This is a genomic window from Streptococcus oralis, from assembly GCF_003942875.1.
Lineage (GTDB): Bacteria > Bacillota > Bacilli > Lactobacillales > Streptococcaceae > Streptococcus > Streptococcus oralis_BX.
This window is the reverse complement of sequence record NZ_RMVK01000010.1, coordinates 22,357-41,524: the sequence shown is the minus strand read 5'-3', so window position 1 is coordinate 41,524 and position 19,168 is coordinate 22,357. Positions and strand designations below refer to the sequence as shown.

General features: G+C 40.0%; 11 protein-coding genes. 6 read left to right on the top strand and 5 right to left on the bottom strand.

All coding sequences use genetic code 11. The annotated features are described in order from the left end of the window. Positions 1 to 69 precede the first annotated feature (69 nt). Both D8844_RS09865 and D8844_RS09860 read left to right on the top strand, forming a co-directional pair. On the top strand, positions 70 to 1,965 hold the full coding sequence (locus D8844_RS09865; RefSeq protein WP_125423783.1) for a DUF2207 domain-containing protein: 1,896 nt from the start codon (positions 70 to 72) through the stop codon (positions 1,963 to 1,965). 59 nt (positions 1,966 to 2,024) lie between these two features. Then, positions 2,025 to 2,870, top strand: coding sequence for an undecaprenyl-diphosphate phosphatase (locus D8844_RS09860; RefSeq protein WP_000273570.1), 846 nt, complete (start codon positions 2,025 to 2,027; stop codon positions 2,868 to 2,870). Between the two features lie 152 nt (positions 2,871 to 3,022). Here the strand turns inward: D8844_RS09860 and D8844_RS09855 are convergent, their stop codons facing one another. The 3 genes from D8844_RS09855 to dinB form a co-directional block, all read right to left on the bottom strand. Next, positions 3,023 to 3,655 (bottom strand): TetR/AcrR family transcriptional regulator, encoded by a 633-nt coding sequence (locus D8844_RS09855; protein WP_125423780.1) that lies wholly within the window; start codon positions 3,653 to 3,655, stop codon positions 3,023 to 3,025. A gap of 99 nt (positions 3,656 to 3,754) precedes the next feature. Then, a complete protein-coding gene (locus D8844_RS09850; protein ID WP_125423777.1) occupies positions 3,755 to 4,063 on the bottom strand; it encodes a hypothetical protein in 309 nt (102 codons plus the stop codon). Positions 4,064 to 4,627: 564 nt separating this feature from the next. Continuing rightward, entirely contained in the window at positions 4,628 to 5,689 is a 1,062-nt protein-coding gene (gene dinB, locus D8844_RS09845) for a DNA polymerase IV (protein ID WP_125423774.1), read from the bottom strand. A 232-nt stretch (positions 5,690 to 5,921) separates the two neighbouring features. On the opposite strand from dinB, the gene pflB reads away from it, so the two are divergent. The 3 genes from pflB (at position 5,922) to D8844_RS09830 (ending at position 15,190) form a co-directional block, all read left to right on the top strand. After that, entirely contained in the window at positions 5,922 to 8,237 is a 2,316-nt protein-coding gene (gene pflB, locus D8844_RS09840) for a formate C-acetyltransferase (protein ID WP_000260621.1), read from the top strand. A gap of 318 nt (positions 8,238 to 8,555) precedes the next feature. Continuing rightward, positions 8,556 to 12,632, top strand: a complete 4,077-nt coding sequence (locus D8844_RS09835) for a Spy0128 family protein (protein ID WP_125423768.1) — start codon at positions 8,556 to 8,558, stop codon at positions 12,630 to 12,632. Between the two features lie 452 nt (positions 12,633 to 13,084). Further along, complete coding sequence (locus tag D8844_RS09830; RefSeq protein WP_125423765.1) at positions 13,085 to 15,190, top strand: ATP-dependent Clp protease ATP-binding subunit; 2,106 nt, start codon at positions 13,085 to 13,087, stop codon at positions 15,188 to 15,190. Positions 15,191 to 15,250: 60 nt separating this feature from the next. On the opposite strand, the gene D8844_RS09825 is transcribed toward D8844_RS09830, so the two are convergent. Continuing rightward, positions 15,251 to 15,733, bottom strand: a complete 483-nt coding sequence (locus D8844_RS09825; RefSeq protein WP_007520674.1) for an S-ribosylhomocysteine lyase — start codon at positions 15,731 to 15,733, stop codon at positions 15,251 to 15,253. Positions 15,734 to 15,827: 94 nt separating this feature from the next. Further along, complete coding sequence (locus D8844_RS09820) at positions 15,828 to 17,312, bottom strand: DUF1846 domain-containing protein (RefSeq protein ID WP_125423762.1); 1,485 nt, start codon at positions 17,310 to 17,312, stop codon at positions 15,828 to 15,830. 152 nt (positions 17,313 to 17,464) lie between these two features. Between D8844_RS09820 and D8844_RS09815 the strand changes: the two genes are divergently transcribed. Then, positions 17,465 to 19,075: a glycoside hydrolase family 13 protein gene (locus D8844_RS09815; RefSeq protein ID WP_125423759.1), complete on the top strand. Its 1,611-nt coding sequence runs from the start codon at positions 17,465 to 17,467 to the stop codon at positions 19,073 to 19,075. The last annotated feature ends 93 nt before the right edge of the window (positions 19,076 to 19,168 follow it).

The following is a 19,168-nucleotide window of genomic DNA, read 5'->3' as shown; positions in this document are numbered from 1 at the left end:
TTTCAATACAAGTAAGCCTTTACTTATAAAAAATGATATAATGGTAAAAAGATTGAAAGGGAACCGATTATGAAAAAAAGATGGCTGTTGGTTTTGGTATTTACTTATTTATTGTTTATACCGAACCTGGTTTTTGCAGTAGACTTTGATATCTTATCCTATCAGGGGGATTTGAATATTCATGCAGATAATACTGCAATTTTTAAGGAAACAATTACCTACCGCTTTGGAGATGATTATAATGGTCAGTTAGTTGGGCTAGGGAAAGCTGGGAAAATGCCAGAAGGCTTTGACATTGATCCCGATCCGACCGTTCAGGTCTCTAAAAATGGAAGAATTGTTCAAAATGCTTCCTTCTATACTATGGAGGAAGAGGACGGTTACAAGGTAAAAATTTACAATGCTGGATATTCTGGAGATACTGTTCGTGTAACGGTTACCTGGAAACTAACAAACCTTCTCTTCTTATATAAGGATATCGCAGAGCTAAATTGGCAACCCTTGACCGATAGTACTGGAGACATCAAAGAGATTGAGTTTAAGGTTAGCTCTGATACTCCAGCAGAGAAACTCTATTTTCATGCAGGCCAACTCCTAAGGGACTCTAGTGTTGAAAAAGTAAATAATCTCTATCATGTCAAAATGAAAGACCTTCCTAGAAAGAGTCAAATCGAATTACATGCTTACTGGCCGAGAAGTGCTTTTGCAGAAGCTCCAGATCAAGGATTAGAGGAAGAACGTTTAACCGATTTTAACCGGATTGAAAGCAATATAGCGACAGAAAAAGCGCAAAGTGAGATTTTGATGAAATGGATGTTTCCTGTCATTTTTATGAGCCTCTTACTTTTAGTTCCTCTCTTCTATAGGATGTTTCGTCAGAGTACAAGCATTAAAAAGGTCTTTCCAAAAGATCATCGACTCTACGAACCACCGATGGATTTGCCTCCAATGGTTTTAGCAGAAGCAGTGTATTCAACTTCCTTAGAGGAAGTCAATCCCCTAAACAAATCAGGGTTTGGTAAATTTACTTTTGAACGTTTGATTCAGGCAACCTTGTTGGATTTAGTAGATCGAGGCCATTTATCTATTTTCCAAGGGGATGAAGAACCTTATGTGCGCATTATCAGTGAAAAGGGTTTGTCCAATTTTGAGAAGGAATGTCTGCGCATGACTTTGTCAAATAAGAAAGAATTGGCTATTTCAGAGCTCTTCCCTGATTACCAAGTTTCATCTTCCCTTTACCGTGGTGCCAAAGAGTCAGATGAAAAACATATCCGAGAAACAGGCTCGCGTCTCAAACGCTCCTTTGAAGGAAGACTTCAACGCATACAGTCTTGTGTCAAGGATAAGGTCCATGTACTTCGTATCCCAAGCTACTATCGTCCCTTGACAAGCGAGGAACGCCGCCTTGCTCTCGGGATGCGGGTCTGTTCAGCCATAACAGCTCTAGGTGGACTGCTATTCTTTTACTATAGCTGGAAAACACATGGTTTCTTTTCGATCCCATTTCTACTCTTAGGATTGACAGGATTAGGGGCTAGTTTCTGGGTTTACCTTGCCACGCGAGGAGCCTATCGCGATGGAGTTCTAACTGAGGAAGGAGCAGAAATCTTCTATCTCTGGACGAGTTTTGAAAATATGCTTCGCGACATCGCTCATCTGGATCAGGCCGAGCTAGAGAGCATCGTCCTTTGGAACCGTCTACTGGTCTATGCGACTCTCTTTGGTTATGCCAAGAAGGTGAGTAAGTTAATGAAAGTTCGCCATATTCAGCTTGAAAATCCAGATTTGAATCTTTATGTAGCCTATGGTTGGCACTCACAGTTCTACACCTCAACTGCACAAATCAAGCAATATACTGCTGTCGCAAATACAGCTAGCAATTACTCTGTATCTTCTGGAAGTGGTTCTTCAGGTGGAGGATTCTCAGGAGGCGGAGGCGGTGGTAGCATCGGCGCCTTCTAAAAAATCTATCGCAACATCTGAAATTATGTTATAATAGAGGACAGAAAAAGGAGTAATGTATGTATTTTATTGAAATTTTGAAGTCAATCTTTTTTGGGATTGTTGAAGGAATTACGGAATGGTTGCCCATTTCAAGTACTGGCCACTTGATCTTGGTTGAAGAATTTGTACAATACAAGGACCAGAATGAAGCCTTCATGTCCATGTTTAATGTTGTCATTCAGCTTGGTGCCATTTTAGCAGTTATGGTCATTTACTTTAACAAGCTTAACCCTTTCAAACCTGGTAAAACTAAGGTAGAAGTTCGTAGAACTTGGCAATTGTGGTCAAAAGTCTTCGTTGCGACCTTGCCTTTGCTATTGGTTTTTAAATTAGATGATTGGTTTGATGTTAACTTTCATAACATGGTTTCAGTTGCAATCATGTTGATTATCTATGGTGTTGCCTTTATCTACCTTGAAAAACGAAATAAGGCGCAAGCCATTGAACCAACAGTGACAGAGCTAGACAAGTTGCCCTATAAAACAGCCCTTTACATTGGGCTCTTCCAAGTCCTCGCCCTCTTTCCAGGAACGAGCCGTTCAGGTGCGACGATCGTTGGTGGTTTGTTGAATGGAACAAGCCGCTCAGTCGTAACAGAGTTCACCTTCTATCTCGGAATTCCTGTTATGTTCGGAGCCAGCGCTTTAAAGATTTTCAAATTTATTAAAGCAGGTCAACTCTTGAGTTTTGGACAACTGTTCTTGCTCTTGGTAGCTATGGGTGTTGCCTTCGCAGTCAGCATGGTTGCCATTCGTTTCTTGACCAGCTATGTGAAGAAGCACGACTTTACACTCTTTGGTAAATACCGTATTGTACTCGGTAGTGTCTTGCTGCTCTATAGTTTTGTGCGTTTATTTGTATAAGTTGAAAATAGAATAAAATAGGATAGTTCGCCAAAAAAACATTTGGGGAACTATCCTATTTTTTATAATCGTTTAGTTTATTTTATATTACCTTATTATGTCGCCTTGCCCAACGTTTGTCTACGGTTTTAAAAGTAAACAAAAGATTGTATTTAATTTGATTGACTTAAAATTTCTTGGATCAAATATTCATCAAAAATATCTAAGCCGATGGATTGAAGCATAAATTGTAAAAAATAGATACGATCAACTATTTTTTCGGAAGAATTTTCAAAAATACTCCCTTCTACCCAAAAGTTAGTCAAAAGCAAGATTGTCTCGGCTGCTTCATTAGGGAAGGGGATGGGTTGGATGGACTGATCTTCTATTCCTTTTTTTATAATATCTGCAATAAGGGGAGTTCCTATACGCAGATTGTAACGGATAATAGTCAACATGAACTCCGCATCAAGAGGCGCGTGATTCAACATTTCGTAGTTAGTTTTCTGACTTTTTAAACTAAACTGAAAGATTTCTTTGAGCTGCTCTCTTCCAGTTAAATGACTGGTGGATTCAAGCCAGTCTACCAATTCCTTTTCCATCAATTGATAACGCTGTTTTAAAACTGCAAAAAGAATTTCATCTTTTGATTGAAAATGGTGATAAATGGCTCCTTTTGAAATGCTAGCTGTTTGCGCTATGTTTTGTACACTTGTTTTTTCATAGCCGTTGTGAATAAAAAGCTGTGAAGCTGTTGATAAAATTTTTTCAATCATTGCTTGAGATTTTTCTGTTTTTGCGACCATTGAGTTCCTTCTCTCTGTTTTATTAAATTTATTTTATCAAAAAAAGAAGAAAAGGTAATATTTGAGCGTCTAACAAGCCTCCTTCTTAAGAAAACCACTCTACTTTTTTAATTTTGCTTCTATACGTTTGATGTGATACAAGTTTGAGAGAACTGAAATCCCACCGATGGCCATTATTCCTAAACCATTCCGAGGACTAAACAAAGTAGTGATGAGCCCACCAGTGATTGTAGCATACCCACATTTCACTCCCAAACGAGAAAGTCGGATACCACTCTCTCCTTGTGATAATCGATCAAACAGTTTTATTTGCTTTTTTATTTGCTTTTGAATGGTTTCGTGATGACGTACTCGTTGATTTTGTTTTGCAATAGAATCGATTGTTTTTTCTAGCATAGTTTTTTTCATGTTAAGTCCTTTCTTTTAAAAACCGACCAGACGGTATTTTTATATTTTCTAGTTTAACAAATAAAAATGAAGGTGTCAACACCTACCACTTATGAGAAAAAGTTTTTTACTAGGAACTATTTGAAATCTATCTCACATTTTTAGTTTTAAGTGCTGGAAATAATACTTACTTAAAACCAACTGCCCCTTTTCATTAATAAACTGTCAAAAAATATTGTAGTCCAAGTATATGCGTGGGAATGTTACTTGAAAATTATAGTATATATCCTAGTACAAATGCGGTAGGACATCAAACTAAACTATACTTCTCAAAAGCATTCAGTTTTCTAATAAAAGAGAGAGGAATAAGAGGAAGAGGCTTTCTTGAATTAGGAATTATTAGAGTCTAAAAGGTGAATCATACTAATACAGCCTGCTGAATGTTGGTCAGCAATTTAAGAAAGTACCTCAGATTGTTTTAGTGGTTAGCTATCACGATTTAAAAATTATTTTTAAAACAGAATGAGGCTGAAACACTTTTGTTCCAACCTCATTTTATTTAAACCAATGAGTCCCCTCAAGGATTTAAAATCCTGTCACTGTAATTCCTAGTAAACGGATACCTTTTTCTTTTTCAGCTAGTTCTTCGTAGAGTTGAAGGGCAGTTTGAGAAATCTGACTAGCGTCCTGTGTTGCTTGTGGGAGGCTTTTTCGTCTAGTTAGAGTAGAGAAGTCAGCATATCGTATTTTTAGGATAATGATTTTTCCAGCTTTGTCCTGCGTGCTGAGATTGAGAGCTACCTTTTCAGAGAGTAGAGTCAGCTCTTTTTTGATGTCTTCTTCTACTTGCAGAATCTTTCCATAGGTTTTTTCCTTGCCAATGGACTTACGAATGCGATCGGACTTGACCGGTGAGTTATGAATGCCCCTTGCCTTTCGATAAAGCTCATAACCGAGTCTGCCGAACCGATCGATTAAAGTGACTTCTGAGACATCCAATAAGTCTGCACCAGTATAAATGCCCATTTCATGAAGGCGTTCAACTGTTTTTTTGCCCACGCCATGAAATTTAGCAATGTCCATTTGTTTGAGGAAGTCTTGGGCTTGATCTGGGAGAATCACTGTCAAACCATGTGGTTTTTGATAGTCACTAGCCATTTTAGCTAAGAATTTGTTATAGGAAACACCTGCAGAAGCAGTCAGGTGTAGCTCCTGCCAGATATCTTGTTGGATGAGGCGGGCTATTTTGACTGCAGACTTGATACCGAGTTTATTTTCCGTCACATCTAAGTATGCCTCGTCGATACTCATAGGTTCAATCAAATCAGTGTAGCGTTTAAAAATAGCACGAATCTCAAGTCCCACAGTCTTATACTTTTCATAATTTCCAGAGATAAAGACAGCTTGGGGACAGCGCTCATAAGCTTCTTTAGAGCTCATGGCTGAATGAACACCAAAAGTTCGTGCCTCATAGCTACAGGTAGAAACGACACCACGCCCACCTGTTTGTCTGGGATCGCTTCCGATAATGACAGGTTTGCCCTTTAACTTGGGATTATCTCTTATTTCCACCGCAGCAAAAAAGGCATCCATGTCGATATGGATGATTTTTCTGGACAGATCATTTATCAATGGAAATATGAGCATTCCAATCCCTTTCTAGTGTCATTTTCTATTTATTATACCCTTTTTTCTGAAAAAATGGGAAAGTTCAACCTGACTTTCAAAAATATAATACAGATAAGAACAAAAAAGAGACTGTATTATAAAAGAAAGCGTCTAAAATGCTGATTTTCTCTTGTTGAAATCGGTTACTGTATGGTATACTTGTCTCAAGAATGTAACAGATGACTGTTACTAGAAAAAAGAGGACATTAACATGGTTGTTAAGACAGTTGTTGAAGCACAAGACATTTTTGATAAAGCTTGGGAAGGCTTCAAAGGCGTAGATTGGAAAGAAAAAGCAAGTATTTCTCGCTTTGTTCAAGCTAACTACACACCTTATGATGGAGATGAAAGTTTCCTTGCTGGACCAACAGAACGTTCACTTCACATCAAAAAAATCGTAGAAGAAACAAAAGCACACTACGAAGAAACTCGTTTCCCAATGGACACTCGTCCAACATCTATTGCTGATATTCCTGCTGGATTTATCGACAAAGAAAACGAGGTGATCTTTGGTATCCAAAATGATGAACTCTTCAAATTAAACTTCATGCCAAAAGGTGGTATCCGTATGGCTGAAACTACTTTGAAGGAAAATGGATATGAACCAGATCCAGCTGTTCACGAAATCTTCACTAAATACGTAACAACAGTTAACGACGGTATCTTCCGTGCCTACACTTCAAACATTCGTCGCGCTCGTCACGCTCACACTGTAACTGGTCTTCCAGATGCCTACTCACGTGGACGTATCATCGGTGTTTACGCACGTCTTGCTCTTTACGGTGCAGACTACTTGATGCAAGAAAAAGTAAACGACTGGAATGCGATCAAAGAAATTGATGAAGAAACAATCCGTCTTCGTGAAGAAGTAAACCTTCAATACCAAGCATTGCAACAAGTTGTTCGCTTGGGTGACCTTTACGGAGTTGATGTCCGCAAACCAGCGATGAACACGAAAGAAGCAATCCAATGGGTTAACATCGCCTTCATGGCTGTCTGCCGTGTTATCAACGGTGCTGCAACATCTCTAGGACGTGTGCCAATCGTATTGGATATCTTTGCAGAACGTGACCTTGCTCGCGGTACATTTACTGAATCAGAAATCCAAGAGTTCGTTGATGATTTCGTTATGAAACTTCGTACAGTTAAATTTGCTCGTACAAAAGCTTATGACCAATTGTACTCAGGTGACCCAACCTTCATCACAACTTCTATGGCTGGTATGGGTAACGACGGTCGTCACCGTGTTACTAAGATGGACTACCGTTTCTTGAACACTCTTGACAACATCGGTAACTCACCAGAACCAAACTTGACAGTTCTTTGGACTGACAAATTGCCTTACAACTTCCGTCGCTACTGTATGCACATGAGCCACAAACACTCTTCTATCCAATACGAAGGTGTAACAACAATGGCTAAAGACGGATACGGAGAAATGAGCTGTATCTCATGCTGTGTGTCACCACTTGACCCAGAAAACGAAGATCAACGCCACAACATCCAGTACTTCGGTGCTCGTGTAAACGTTCTTAAAGCTCTTCTTACTGGTTTGAACGGTGGTTACGACGATGTTCACAAAGACTACAAAGTATTTGACATCGATCCTATCCGTGACGAAGTTCTTGAATTTGAATCAGTTAAAGCGAACTTTGAAAAATCTCTTGACTGGTTGACTGACACTTACGTAGACGCTTTGAACATCATCCACTACATGACTGACAAGTACAACTACGAAGCTGTTCAAATGGCCTTCTTGCCAACTAAACAACGTGCTAACATGGGATTCGGTATCTGTGGATTTGCTAACACTGTTGATACATTGTCAGCGATTAAATACGCTACTGTTAAACCAATCCGTGACGAAAATGGCTACATCTATGATTACGAAACAATCGGTGAATACCCACGTTGGGGTGAAGATGACCCACGTTCAAACGAATTGGCAGAATGGTTGATCGAAGCTTATACAACTCGTCTACGTAGCCACAAACTATACAAAGACGCAGAAGCTACTGTATCACTTTTGACAATCACATCTAACGTTGCTTACTCTAAACAAACTGGTAACTCACCAGTCCACAAAGGTGTATACCTCAACGAAGATGGTTCTGTGAACTTGTCTAAACTTGAATTCTTCTCACCAGGTGCGAACCCATCTAACAAAGCTAAAGGTGGATGGTTGCAAAACTTGAACTCACTTGCTAGCCTTGACTTTGGTTACGCAGCTGACGGTATCTCATTGACAACTCAAGTTTCTCCACGTGCTCTTGGTAAGACTCGTGACGAGCAAGTTGATAACTTGGTAACAATCCTTGATGGTTACTTCGAAAACGGTGGACAACACGTTAACTTGAACGTTATGGACTTGAACGATGTTTACGAAAAGATTATGTCAGGTGAAGACGTTATCGTACGTATCTCTGGATACTGTGTAAACACTAAATACCTCACTCCAGAACAAAAAACTGAATTGACACAACGTGTCTTCCACGAAGTTCTTTCAATGGATGACGCATTGAGCTAAGATTCAATTAGAATGAAAAGAAAGCCAGTCAAAATGACTGGCTTTTTTCTATATCTAAAAGATAAATTTTCGACATATCATATGAAAAATACTGAGAAATTTTGTTAATTCTGGTGACAAAGTGTTGAAATTCAGGAGAATAATATAATAAATTCTTATAAAAACTTATTTTCTAGTTATTAAACTTGAATAGATTGTATTGAGATGTTATAATATAATAGATAAACTCTAGTTAGTGATAGGGGTTGTCAAAATGGTATGATGTAATCTCTTAGGGAGATTAGAAATAAAAATTTCATATAGAAAAGAGGAGAAGAAATGTCGAAAAGCAAAGCGTTAAACATGCTTTCTAAATTTTCTGCGTTAGCTTTTGCTATTTTAGCTCTAGCATCTGTTTTGGTAGGGATTGTTAAAGCAGATAATCCTGTTTCAAAAGAATTGACACAAGTAATTACAGGCATTGATCTATTAGATGCTTCAGATACTAAGCAAAATGTGAGTTCAGAAGGAGATTTCTCGCTTCGTACGAATTTAGCATATAAGCTTCGCGTGACCTTTGATCTCAAACAGTATAATGAACATCTGAATAATGGAGATTATTTTACCTTTGATATACCTGCTCCTATGGCAGTTTATGAAGGGAGTCAGGATTTAATTGATCCGACAACAAAAGTTACTATTGGAGAAGCAGAAGTGACTTCAAATGGTACTGATCAAGGTGGGAAAGCAAAAATCACCTTGAAAAACTTGGATAAATATCTAGAGAAAACTGGTGGAGATAAGGTAAAGGATGTGTCAGGGAATTTTTCTGTTTCTTTTAGATTCTTAAAGGATCAGAATAAAACCCGCATTAACTTTAATTCATCCTCATTAAAGCAAGAAGTGACTCACATTTATTCATCAAAAACAATCGATGGTCCCAAAGTTGGTACTGAAAATTATGCTAAAATTGGGGGTCGTGCTGCCCTTGAAAATTGGAACTCTCCAAAACTGGCTGAGATTGGTTCGGTTAGCAAGGGAGATGCATGGTCTACCTGGCGTGTACGTGTAAATACAGAGAAACAAGACTTAGGACAAAATATTGTATTACATGATACTATACCAAATGATGATACTAGTTACACTCCTGCACAGTATATTCCTGAGACTCTAAAAGTGTATAAGGCAAATATCACTGTTGGGACTTCTGCTGTTCCAGATGATGCAGTATTGTTAACGGAGGGACAAGACTATACCGTTTCGTGGAACGAAAACTATACTTCATTCGATATCATTTTTAAAGATGGAACGACCTCTTATATAGTATCTTATAACACAACAACTCCTAATGATGGAAGTAAAGTAGGAAATAGGGTTGCACTGTCATTGGCTGACGAGACTAAATTAGCACAGAACACAAGTCGTCCGGGAGCACTTGATATGACAGCTGAGGCGACATCTTTGATTTCTGGTACGATTGTAGCATCTACTGCTTACCAAATTAAGATTCATAAGACTGATGCCTTCACTCTTGCTCCAGTTTCGGGTGCAGTATATACTGTGACAGCAGCAGATGATGCAAGTGAAACAACAGAAGTGACTACGAATGAAAAAGGAGTAGCGCTTACGAAAACTTATGATCAGAAATGGGAAGGTAAAACGTTTAAGATCAAAGAGAAGACTGCTCCATCAGGCTATAAACTAGATGAAAAAGAGTATACAGTCAAACTCGGTGCTGCGGGTTCTACTATTCATCTTAAAGATGAACCTGTTCCAGCTGTATTCAATGTGACGGCTAAGAAAGTAGTAGAAGGACGTGCAGATAAACTTCCAAAAGCAGATGAGTTTACCTTTAACCTGTTTACTGCAGAGAACTTGAAGGATCCTGTAGCCACAGCAAAATCAAAAGCTGATGGGACTATTACCTTTGAGAATCTCCAAGTAAAAGGCGCGGGAACTTATCACTACATCATCAAAGAGGACACTTCAACAGCAGTTGCAGGCGTTACATTTGATACAGAAGCCAAGGAAGTTACTGTAGCAGCAACTTTCCAAAGTGGAGTTTTAACAGCAACTGTCACATCTGCAGAACCAACCTTCACTAACACCTATAAAGCAACTCCAGCTAAAGAAACTATCACAGCTAAGAAAGTCTTGAATGGTAAAGAACTTGTAGCTGATAAATACGAATTCGAACTTAAAAAAGGTGAAGAAGTCGTTGCGACAGCTAAAAACGCTGCAGACGGCACCGTTACTTTCAAAGAAATTGAGTTCGAAACAGCAGGTGATTACACTTACACTATCACTGAAAAAGCGGGTAGTGAAAAAGGTGTGACATACGATACTGCTAAACACGAAGTTAAGGTAAACGTTACAGATAACGGGGAAGGAAAACTTGTTGCAGCTGTTACAGGTAACAACCCAACCTTCACCAATACCTATAAAGCAGCTCCAGCAAAAGAAATTATCAAAGCTACTAAAGTTTTGGATGGTAAAAAACTTGAAGCTGATAAATACGAGTTTGAACTTAAAGAAAAAGAAAGTGACAAAGTCGTTGCGACAGCTAAAAACGCTGCAGACGGTACTGTTACTTTCAAAGAAATCGAATACAATGAAGCAGGCGACCACACTTACACTATCTCAGAAAAAGCAGGTAGCGAAGCAGGTGTGACATACGACACTGCTACACATGAAGTGACAGTAAACGTTACAGATAACGGGGAAGGAAAACTTGTTGCAACTGTTGCAGGTAACAACCCAACCTTCACCAACACTTATAAAGCAGCTCCAGCAAAAATTGCTATTGAAGCTAAAAAAGTTTTGAACGGTAAAGAGCTAGAGATAGATGAGTTTGAGTTTGAACTGAAAGAGGGTGACAAGGTTGTTGCGACAGCAAAGAATGCTGCTGGCGGATTGATTCGTTTTTCTGAAATTAGCTATTCAACAGCAGGAGTATATAACTATACTATTACAGAAAAGGTTGGCAATAAACTTGGTGTAACTTATGATAAAACAGAACATCCAGTAACTGTAGAAGTGAAAGATAATGGCTCAGGTCAACTTGTCGCGACAGTTACAAGTGAAACACCGGTCTTCGTTAATGACTATAAAGCGGAACCTGCACAGGCTACAATCAAAGCTAAGAAAGTCTTGAAAGGTAAAGCGCTTGAAGCTGATGCCTACACATTTGAACTGAAAGAAGGTTCAGACCTTGTAGCTACGGCTAAGAATACTGCCTCAGGAGAAGTTGTCTTCAACGTCACTTTCTCAGCAGCAGGCGATTACGCTTACACTATTACTGAAAAAGCTGGTGACGATAAAACAATCACTTATGATCAAAATGCGTATGAAGTGTTCGTCACTGTTGCGGATGATGGTCAAGGCCAATTGGTTGCGACTGTAGAAGATGCAGATACAGAACGTGTCTTCACTAACACTTATAAAGAACCAGCTCCAACAGCTACATCAGCAACACTTGAGTTTACGAAAGAATTGACTGGTCGTGCTTTGGTTGATGGTGAATTCCAATTTGAATTGTATGAAGGTACAGAAAAACTTGATACAAAAACAAACCAAGCTGGAAAAGTAAGATTTAATGCAATCAACTATGATGCAGAAGGTGTTCATACTTATACTGTAAAAGAAGTTAATGCTGGAGCAACTGGTATTACTTACGATACAGAAAAGACTGCAGTGGTAACAGTAACCAAAGATGCTTCAACAAATGCCTTGAAGGCAACTGTTGAATACCCAGCAGGTAGTGTCTTCAAGAATAGCTTCAAAGCTCCAGCGGTAGAAGCTACGATTGAAGCAACTAAGAAACTTGAAGGTAAAGAACTTGCGGCTGATGCTTATACTTTCGAATTGAAAGAGAAAGGCGCCGTTGTAGCTACAGCTAAGAATACTGCCGAAGGTAAAGTAGCCTTTGTTCGTTCATTTGAAGAAGCAGGTACTTACACTTATACCTTGGTTGAAAAAGTTGGTACTGAAGAGGGTATTGAATACGATAAGACTGAGCATACTGTAACAGTCACTGTAGTTGCAGATGGTCAAGGTCTCTTGACTGCGACTGTCTCATATGCAGATGGTAAAGAAGTTGTATTTACAAATAAATACACTGTTCCAACACCAACACCAGAACCAAATCCAGCTCCAAATAATCCAACACCAACACCAAATGTTCCAGGAACAACACCAGATCCAACGCCAAATAATCCAGGGACAAATCCAACTCCAGGAACAGAACCAACTGATCCAGGACAAAAAGAGGATCCAACACCAGCGCCTCCAGCTACGGAGACTAAAGGTAAGGCTGAACTTCCAAACACAGGGGAAGCATCCTCTATCCTTTCTGCGCTTGGATTTGTAGTCTTAGCATTGAGTGGATTGGTATTCTTCGTAAAACGTAAAGCTTAAGCTTTTTTAGAAGAAACATGAACCTTGGTAAGTGAGAATTCTACTTCTCTCTTGAACTTGATAGAGAAAGTCTCTAGAAAATTCGTTTTCTAGGGGCTTTTTTTATACTTCAAAAAAATTTTCAAAAAATAGTCAAATTTGGTCAAAAAGTTATTGACTTTTACTGACCAATGTGGTATAGTAGAAACATAAGGAAAATGAATTCCTTAGAAAACTTCATTTTCAATGATTCTATTTCTTGAAAATGTACGATAGATACCCTAGAAAGGGGTGAGGCCTATGTTGAATTTAACAGACTTTGAAAAGAAGATGATAAAAGGCTCATTTAAGAAAGAAAAACCAGAAATTATACGTAGAGTAGCTAGTTAGCTAGTCTAAATTTTTTAAAATAAAGGTCAAAGATAGTCAATATCAGAGATCGCAAATAATTAACAATAAACGAGGTAAAGAATATGAACAACAACTTTAATAACTTTAACAACATGGATGATTTATTTAACCAATTGATGGGTGGTATGCGAGGATACAGTTCTGAAAACCGTCGCTACTTGATTAATGGACGAGAAGTGACACCTGAGGAATTTGCTCAGTATCGTGCAACGGGGCAATTACCAGGAAATGCAGAATCTGATGCGCAAATGCAACAACATGCTTCAGGTATGAAACAAGACGGTGTCCTTGCTAAACTAGGTCGTAACTTGACAGCGGAAGCTCGTGAGGGTAAGTTGGATCCTGTTATCGGACGAAATAAGGAAATTCAAGAAACATCTGAAATCCTCTCACGTCGTACCAAGAACAATCCTGTTCTGGTCGGAGATGCAGGTGTTGGTAAGACAGCCGTTGTCGAAGGTCTAGCGCAAGCGATTGTGAATGGAGATGTTCCAGCTGCCATCAAGAACAAGGAAATTATTTCTATTGATATCTCTGGTCTTGAGGCTGGTACTCAATACCGTGGCAGCTTTGAAGAAAACGTTCAAAATCTAGTCAATGAAGTAAAAGAAGCAGGGAATATTATCCTCTTCTTTGATGAAATTCACCAAATTCTCGGTGCTGGTAGCACTGGTGGAGACAGTGGTTCTAAAGGTCTTGCAGATATTCTCAAACCAGCTCTCTCTCGGGGTGAGTTGACAGTTATTGGAGCGACAACTCAAGACGAATACCGTAACACTATCTTGAAGAATGCAGCTCTTGCTCGTCGTTTCAACGAAGTGAAGGTCAATGCTCCTTCAGCAGAGGATACTTTTAAAATTCTTCAAGGGATTCGTGACCTCTATCAACAACACCACAATGTTATCTTGCCAGACGAAGTTTTGAAAGCAGCAGTGGATTATTCGATTCAATACATTCCACAACGAAGCTTGCCAGATAAGGCTATCGACCTTGTCGATGTAACGGCAGCTCACTTGGCAGCTCAACATCCAGTAACAGATGTTCATGCTGTCGAACGGGAGATTGAGGCGGAAAAAGACAAGCAAGAAAAAGCAGTTGAGGCAGAAGACTTTGAAGCAGCTCTCAATGCTAAGACACGTATTGCTGAATTAGAGAAAAAAGTCGAAAACCACACAGAAGACATGAAAGTGACTGCAAGCATCAACGATGTGGCTGAGTCTGTAGAGCGAATGACAGGTATTCCAGTGTCACAAATGGGAGCGTCAGACATCGAACGTTTGAAAGATATGGCTCATCGCTTGGAACACAAGGTTATCGGCCAAGACAAGGCGGTTGAAGCTGTAGCTCGTGCTATCCGTCGTAACCGTGCAGGATTTGATGAGGGCAATCGCCCAATCGGTAGCTTCCTCTTTGTAGGGCCTACTGGGGTTGGGAAGACGGAGCTTGCTAAGCAATTGGCATTGGATATGTTTGGTACCAAGGATGCGATCATCCGTTTGGACATGTCTGAATACAGCGACCGCACAGCCGTTTCTAAGTTAATCGGTACAACAGCAGGTTATGTGGGGTATGATGACAATAGCAATACCTTGACAGAACGTGTTCGTCGTAATCCATACTCTATCATCCTCTTGGACGAAATTGAAAAGGCTGATCCTCAAGTAATTACCCTTCTCCTCCAAGTCTTGGATGATGGTCGTTTGACTGATGGTCAAGGAAATACAGTGAACTTCAAGAACACAGTCATTATCGCGACATCAAATGCTGGATTTGGCTATGAAGCCAACTTGACGGAAGATGCGGATAAACCAGAATTAATGGATCGTTTGAAACCATACTTCCGTCCAGAATTCCTTAACCGCTTTAACGCAGTTATCGAGTTCTCACACTTGAATAAGGAAGACCTTTCTAAGATTGTGGACTTGATGTTGGCTGAAGTCAACCAAACCTTGGCTAAGAAAGGAATCGACCTTGAAGTTAGCCAAGCAGCTAAGGACTTTATCACAGAAGAAGGCTATGACGAAGTTATGGGTGTTCGTCCTCTCCGTCGCGTGGTTGAACAACAAATTCGTGATAAGGTGACAGATTTCCACTTGGATCATCTAGATGCCAAACATCTGGAAGCAGATATGGAAGATGGCGTTTTGGTCATTCGTGAAAAAGCCTAACTCAATATTTTGAGAATAAAAAAGAAGGAACTAGCTAAAAAGCTGGTTCCTTTGTTTTGTTTAGATGATATGGCGTTCAAAGGCATCATCTGAAATACCTCGTTCCAGGATGAGTTTAGCCCATTCTTTAGCAGAAAAGAGGCTATGGTCCTTGTAGTTTCCGCAAGATTCGATGGTTGTTCCAGGGACATCTTCCCAAGTAGTGGTCTCAGCAATTTCCTTGAGTGAGTCCTTGATGACAGCTGCAATCTCAGCACTGGTATGACGTCCCCACATAATCATGTGAAAACCTGTACGACAACCAAATGGCGAACAGTCAATCATACCGTCAATGCGGGTACGGATGAGTTTTGCCAAGAGGTGTTCGATAGTGTGAAGCCCAGCAGTAGGGATAGAGTCTTCATTTGGCTGTACCAAGCGAATATCAAAGTTGGAGATGATGTCTCCCTTTGGCCCTGTTTCTTCCCCAATCAAGCGGACATAGGGTGCTTTGACAATGGTGTGATCAAGTTCAAAACTTTCAACAATAACTTCTTTTGACATGGTAAATCCTTTCAGTTTTCTTCTTTCATTATATCATAAAGGGTGCTGTTGAGATAGAGAGAAAACCTCTCCGATGAAGGAGAGGTTTGAGTTTTTATTTGCGATACAAGCGATCGTATTGGTAGAATGGGTCAAAGGTCACGTTGATGCCTAGCTTGCGAAGGACATTCTTGTCTTCATCGGTCAAGATGATGGTTGAGTGAGCTTCACTTCCTTTGAGGTTGCCAAGTTCTTCCATGGCGCGCGCAGCATCAGGATTTTCCATAGCTGTGATGGCAAGAGCAATCAGGATTTCATTTGAGTGTAGGCGCGGATTACGGCTACCTAGATGGTTGATTTTAAGGCCTTGAATTGGTTTGACAACTTCAGGCTCAATCAACTTCACTTCTTTAGCGATAGCAGCAGATTTCTTGATGGCATTGATCAAAGCAGCAGCTGTTGGGCCAAAGAGTTCTGAGTTTTTGCCAGTGACAATGTCACCAGATGGTAATTCGAGAGCTAGGGCAGGCCCGCCAGTTTCTTCAGCCTTTTGACGTGCTGCGACAGCAACTTTACGGTCTGCAGGTGTGATACCGAGGTCGTTCATGAGAAGTTCAATCTTCTTGACAGCAGATTCACCTACTTTTTCGGCTTTGAAATCAAGAACGGTTTGATAGTAACGACGGATGATTTCTTGCTTAGATGCTTCGATAGCGGCTTCATTATCTGTAATAGCAAAACCAACCATGTTGACACCCATGTCTGTCGGTGAAGCGTATGGAGATTCACCTAGAATACGTTCTAGCATGCGCTTGAGCACTGGGAAAATTTCGATATCACGGTTGTAGTTGACAGTGGTTTCTCCGTAGGTTTGAAGGTGGAAGGGGTCAATCATGTTGACATCATCTAGGTCTGCTGTGGCAGCCTCATAAGCCAAGTTGACCGGGTGATGAAGGGGCAGGTTCCAGACTGGGAAGGTTTCAAACTTAGCGTAGCCAGACTTGATATCATTGATTTGGTCGTGGTACATGTTTGACATACAAGTGGCCAATTTTCCAGAACCTGGCCCAGGAGCTGTTACGACAATTAAGTTGCGACTGGTTTTGATGTAGTCATTTTTTCCCATACCTTCAGGAGAAATGATGTGGTCCATATCAGTCGGATATCCTTTGATTGGGTAATGAAGATAAGAATCAATTCCGTTTTTATCTAACTGGTTGCGGAAGGCATCTGCAGCAGGTTGTCCAGCGTATTGTGTGATGACAACCGAACCAACAAAAATTCCCAACTCATTGAATTTGTCAATCAAACGAAGAACTTCTTGGTCATAAGAAATGCCTAGGTCGCCACGCGCTTTAGAATGCTCGATGTTGTTTGCGTTAATGGCAATCACAACTTCAACCTGCTCTTTCAATTCTTGCAAGAGCTTGATTTTATTGTCAGGCTCATAACCGGGAAGAACACGAGCAGCGTGGAAATCTTCTAACATTTTGCCGCCAAACTCCAGATAGAGTTTGCCGTCAAATTGGTTGATGCGCTCCAAGATGTGGTTGCGCTGTAGATTCAAATATTGTTCAGAACTAAAAGCTTGTTTTTTCATTTTTTTACCTCTGACCTCTATTATAATAAAAAATTGGAAGATAGGAAACTACGGAGTCAAAAAAGAAATTAAAAAGATTGGGCAAACGCTTGCACAAAAATTAGAAAAGCGCTATCATAGACTATAGATTATTAAAATAATGAGGTAAGAAAATGCAAGAAAAATGGTGGCACAATGCCGTAGTCTATCAAGTCTATCCTAAGAGTTTTATGGATAGTAATGGAGATGGAATTGGCGATTTGCCAGGAATTACTAGTAAGTTAGACTATCTAGCTAAGTTAGGAATCACAGCGATTTGGCTTTCTCCTGTTTATGACAGCCCTATGGACGATAATGGCTATGATATTGCTGATTATCAAGCCATTGCAGCTATTTTCGGAACCATGGAGGATATGGATGAACTCATCGCGGAAGCTAAGAAACGAGACATCCGAATTATCATGGACTTGGTGGTCAATCATACCTCAGATGAGCATGCCTGGTTTGTCGAGGCCCGTGAAAATCCTGATAGCCCTGAGCGAGACTACTATATCTGGCGAGATGAGCCCAATGATTTGGAGTCTATTTTTAGTGGGTCTGCTTGGGAATACGATGAAAAATCTGGTCAATACTATCTCCACTTTTTCAGCAAGAAACAGCCTGATCTCAACTGGGAGAATGAAAAACTGCGCCAGAAAATTTATGAGATGATGAACTTCTGGATTGATAAAGGCATTGGCGGTTTCCGTATGGATGTTATTGACATGATTGGGAAAATTCCTGACGAGAAGGTAGTCAATAATGGTCCTATGCTCCATCCCTATCTCAAGGAAATGAATCAGGCGACCTTTGGCGACAAAAATCTCTTGACAGTAGGAGAGACCTGGGGGGCAACGCCAGAGATTGCTAAGCTCTACTCGGATCCAAAAGGACAAGAATTGTCAATGGTCTTCCAGTTTGAACACATCTGTCTTCAGTATCAGGAAGGGCAACCTAAGTGGCAGTACCAAAAAGAATTAAATGTAGGGAAATTAAAAGAAATTTTCAACAAATGGCAGACAGAGTTAGGAGTTGAAGACGGCTGGAATTCCCTCTTCTGGAACAATCATGACCTCCCTCGTATTGTCTCTATCTGGGGAAATGACCAAGAATACCGTGAAAAATCTGCCAAAGCCTTTGCAATCTTGCTTCATCTCATGAGAGGGACACCTTATATTTACCAAGGTGAAGAGATTGGGATGACCAACTATCCGTTTGAAACACTGGATCAAGTAGAAGATATTGAATCCCTCAACTATGCGCGTGAGGCTCTTGAAAAAGGCGTTCCGCTAGAGGAGATTATGGACAGCATCCGTGTCATTGGTCGTGACAATGCCCGCACCCCGATGCAATGGGATGAAAGCAAAAATGCTGGCTTCTCAACAGGTCAACCTTGGTTGGCAGTTAATCCAAACTATCAAGCAATCAACGTTCAAGAAGCACTGGAAAATCCAGATTCTATTTTCTATACCTATCAGAAGCTGGTTCAAATCCGTAAGGAAAATAGTTGGCTGATTCGAGCTGATTTTGAATTGCTTGATACGGCTGATAAGGTCTTTGCTTATATCCGTAAGGACGGTGACCGCCGTTTCTTAGTTGTGGCTAACTTGTCCAATGAAAAACAAAACTTTGCAGTAGAAGGAAAAGTCAAATCGGTCTTGATTGAAAACACTACTGCTAAAGAAGCAGTTGAAAAACAGGTCTTGGCTCCATGGGATGCTTTCTGTGTGGAACTAACGGATTAAAATAAGGGAACCTCAAGTCTTTGATGCTTGAGGTTCTTTTACTAAAAATTATGTAGAAAAGTCTTTAAAAAATATTTGTTAGAATTTTCTAAA

Excerpts from the sequence above, each read along its gene's own strand:
- D8844_RS09865 (WP_125423783.1), top strand. The coding sequence starts at position 70 with ATGAAAAAAAGATGGCTGTTGGTTTTGGTATTTACTTATTTATTGTTT.
- D8844_RS09860 (WP_000273570.1), top strand. The coding sequence starts at position 2,025 with ATGTATTTTATTGAAATTTTGAAGTCAATCTTTTTTGGGATTGTTGAA.
- D8844_RS09855 (WP_125423780.1), bottom strand. The coding sequence starts at position 3,655 with ATGGTCGCAAAAACAGAAAAATCTCAAGCAATGATTGAAAAAATTTTA.
- D8844_RS09850 (WP_125423777.1), bottom strand. The coding sequence starts at position 4,063 with ATGAAAAAAACTATGCTAGAAAAAACAATCGATTCTATTGCAAAACAA.
- dinB (WP_125423774.1), bottom strand. The coding sequence starts at position 5,689 with ATGCTCATATTTCCATTGATAAATGATCTGTCCAGAAAAATCATCCAT.
- pflB (WP_000260621.1), top strand. The coding sequence starts at position 5,922 with ATGGTTGTTAAGACAGTTGTTGAAGCACAAGACATTTTTGATAAAGCT.
- D8844_RS09835 (WP_125423768.1), top strand. The coding sequence starts at position 8,556 with ATGTCGAAAAGCAAAGCGTTAAACATGCTTTCTAAATTTTCTGCGTTA.
- D8844_RS09830 (WP_125423765.1), top strand. The coding sequence starts at position 13,085 with ATGAACAACAACTTTAATAACTTTAACAACATGGATGATTTATTTAAC.
- D8844_RS09825 (WP_007520674.1), bottom strand. The coding sequence starts at position 15,733 with ATGTCAAAAGAAGTTATTGTTGAAAGTTTTGAACTTGATCACACCATT.
- D8844_RS09820 (WP_125423762.1), bottom strand. The coding sequence starts at position 17,312 with ATGAAAAAACAAGCTTTTAGTTCTGAACAATATTTGAATCTACAGCGC.
- D8844_RS09815 (WP_125423759.1), top strand. The coding sequence starts at position 17,465 with ATGCAAGAAAAATGGTGGCACAATGCCGTAGTCTATCAAGTCTATCCT.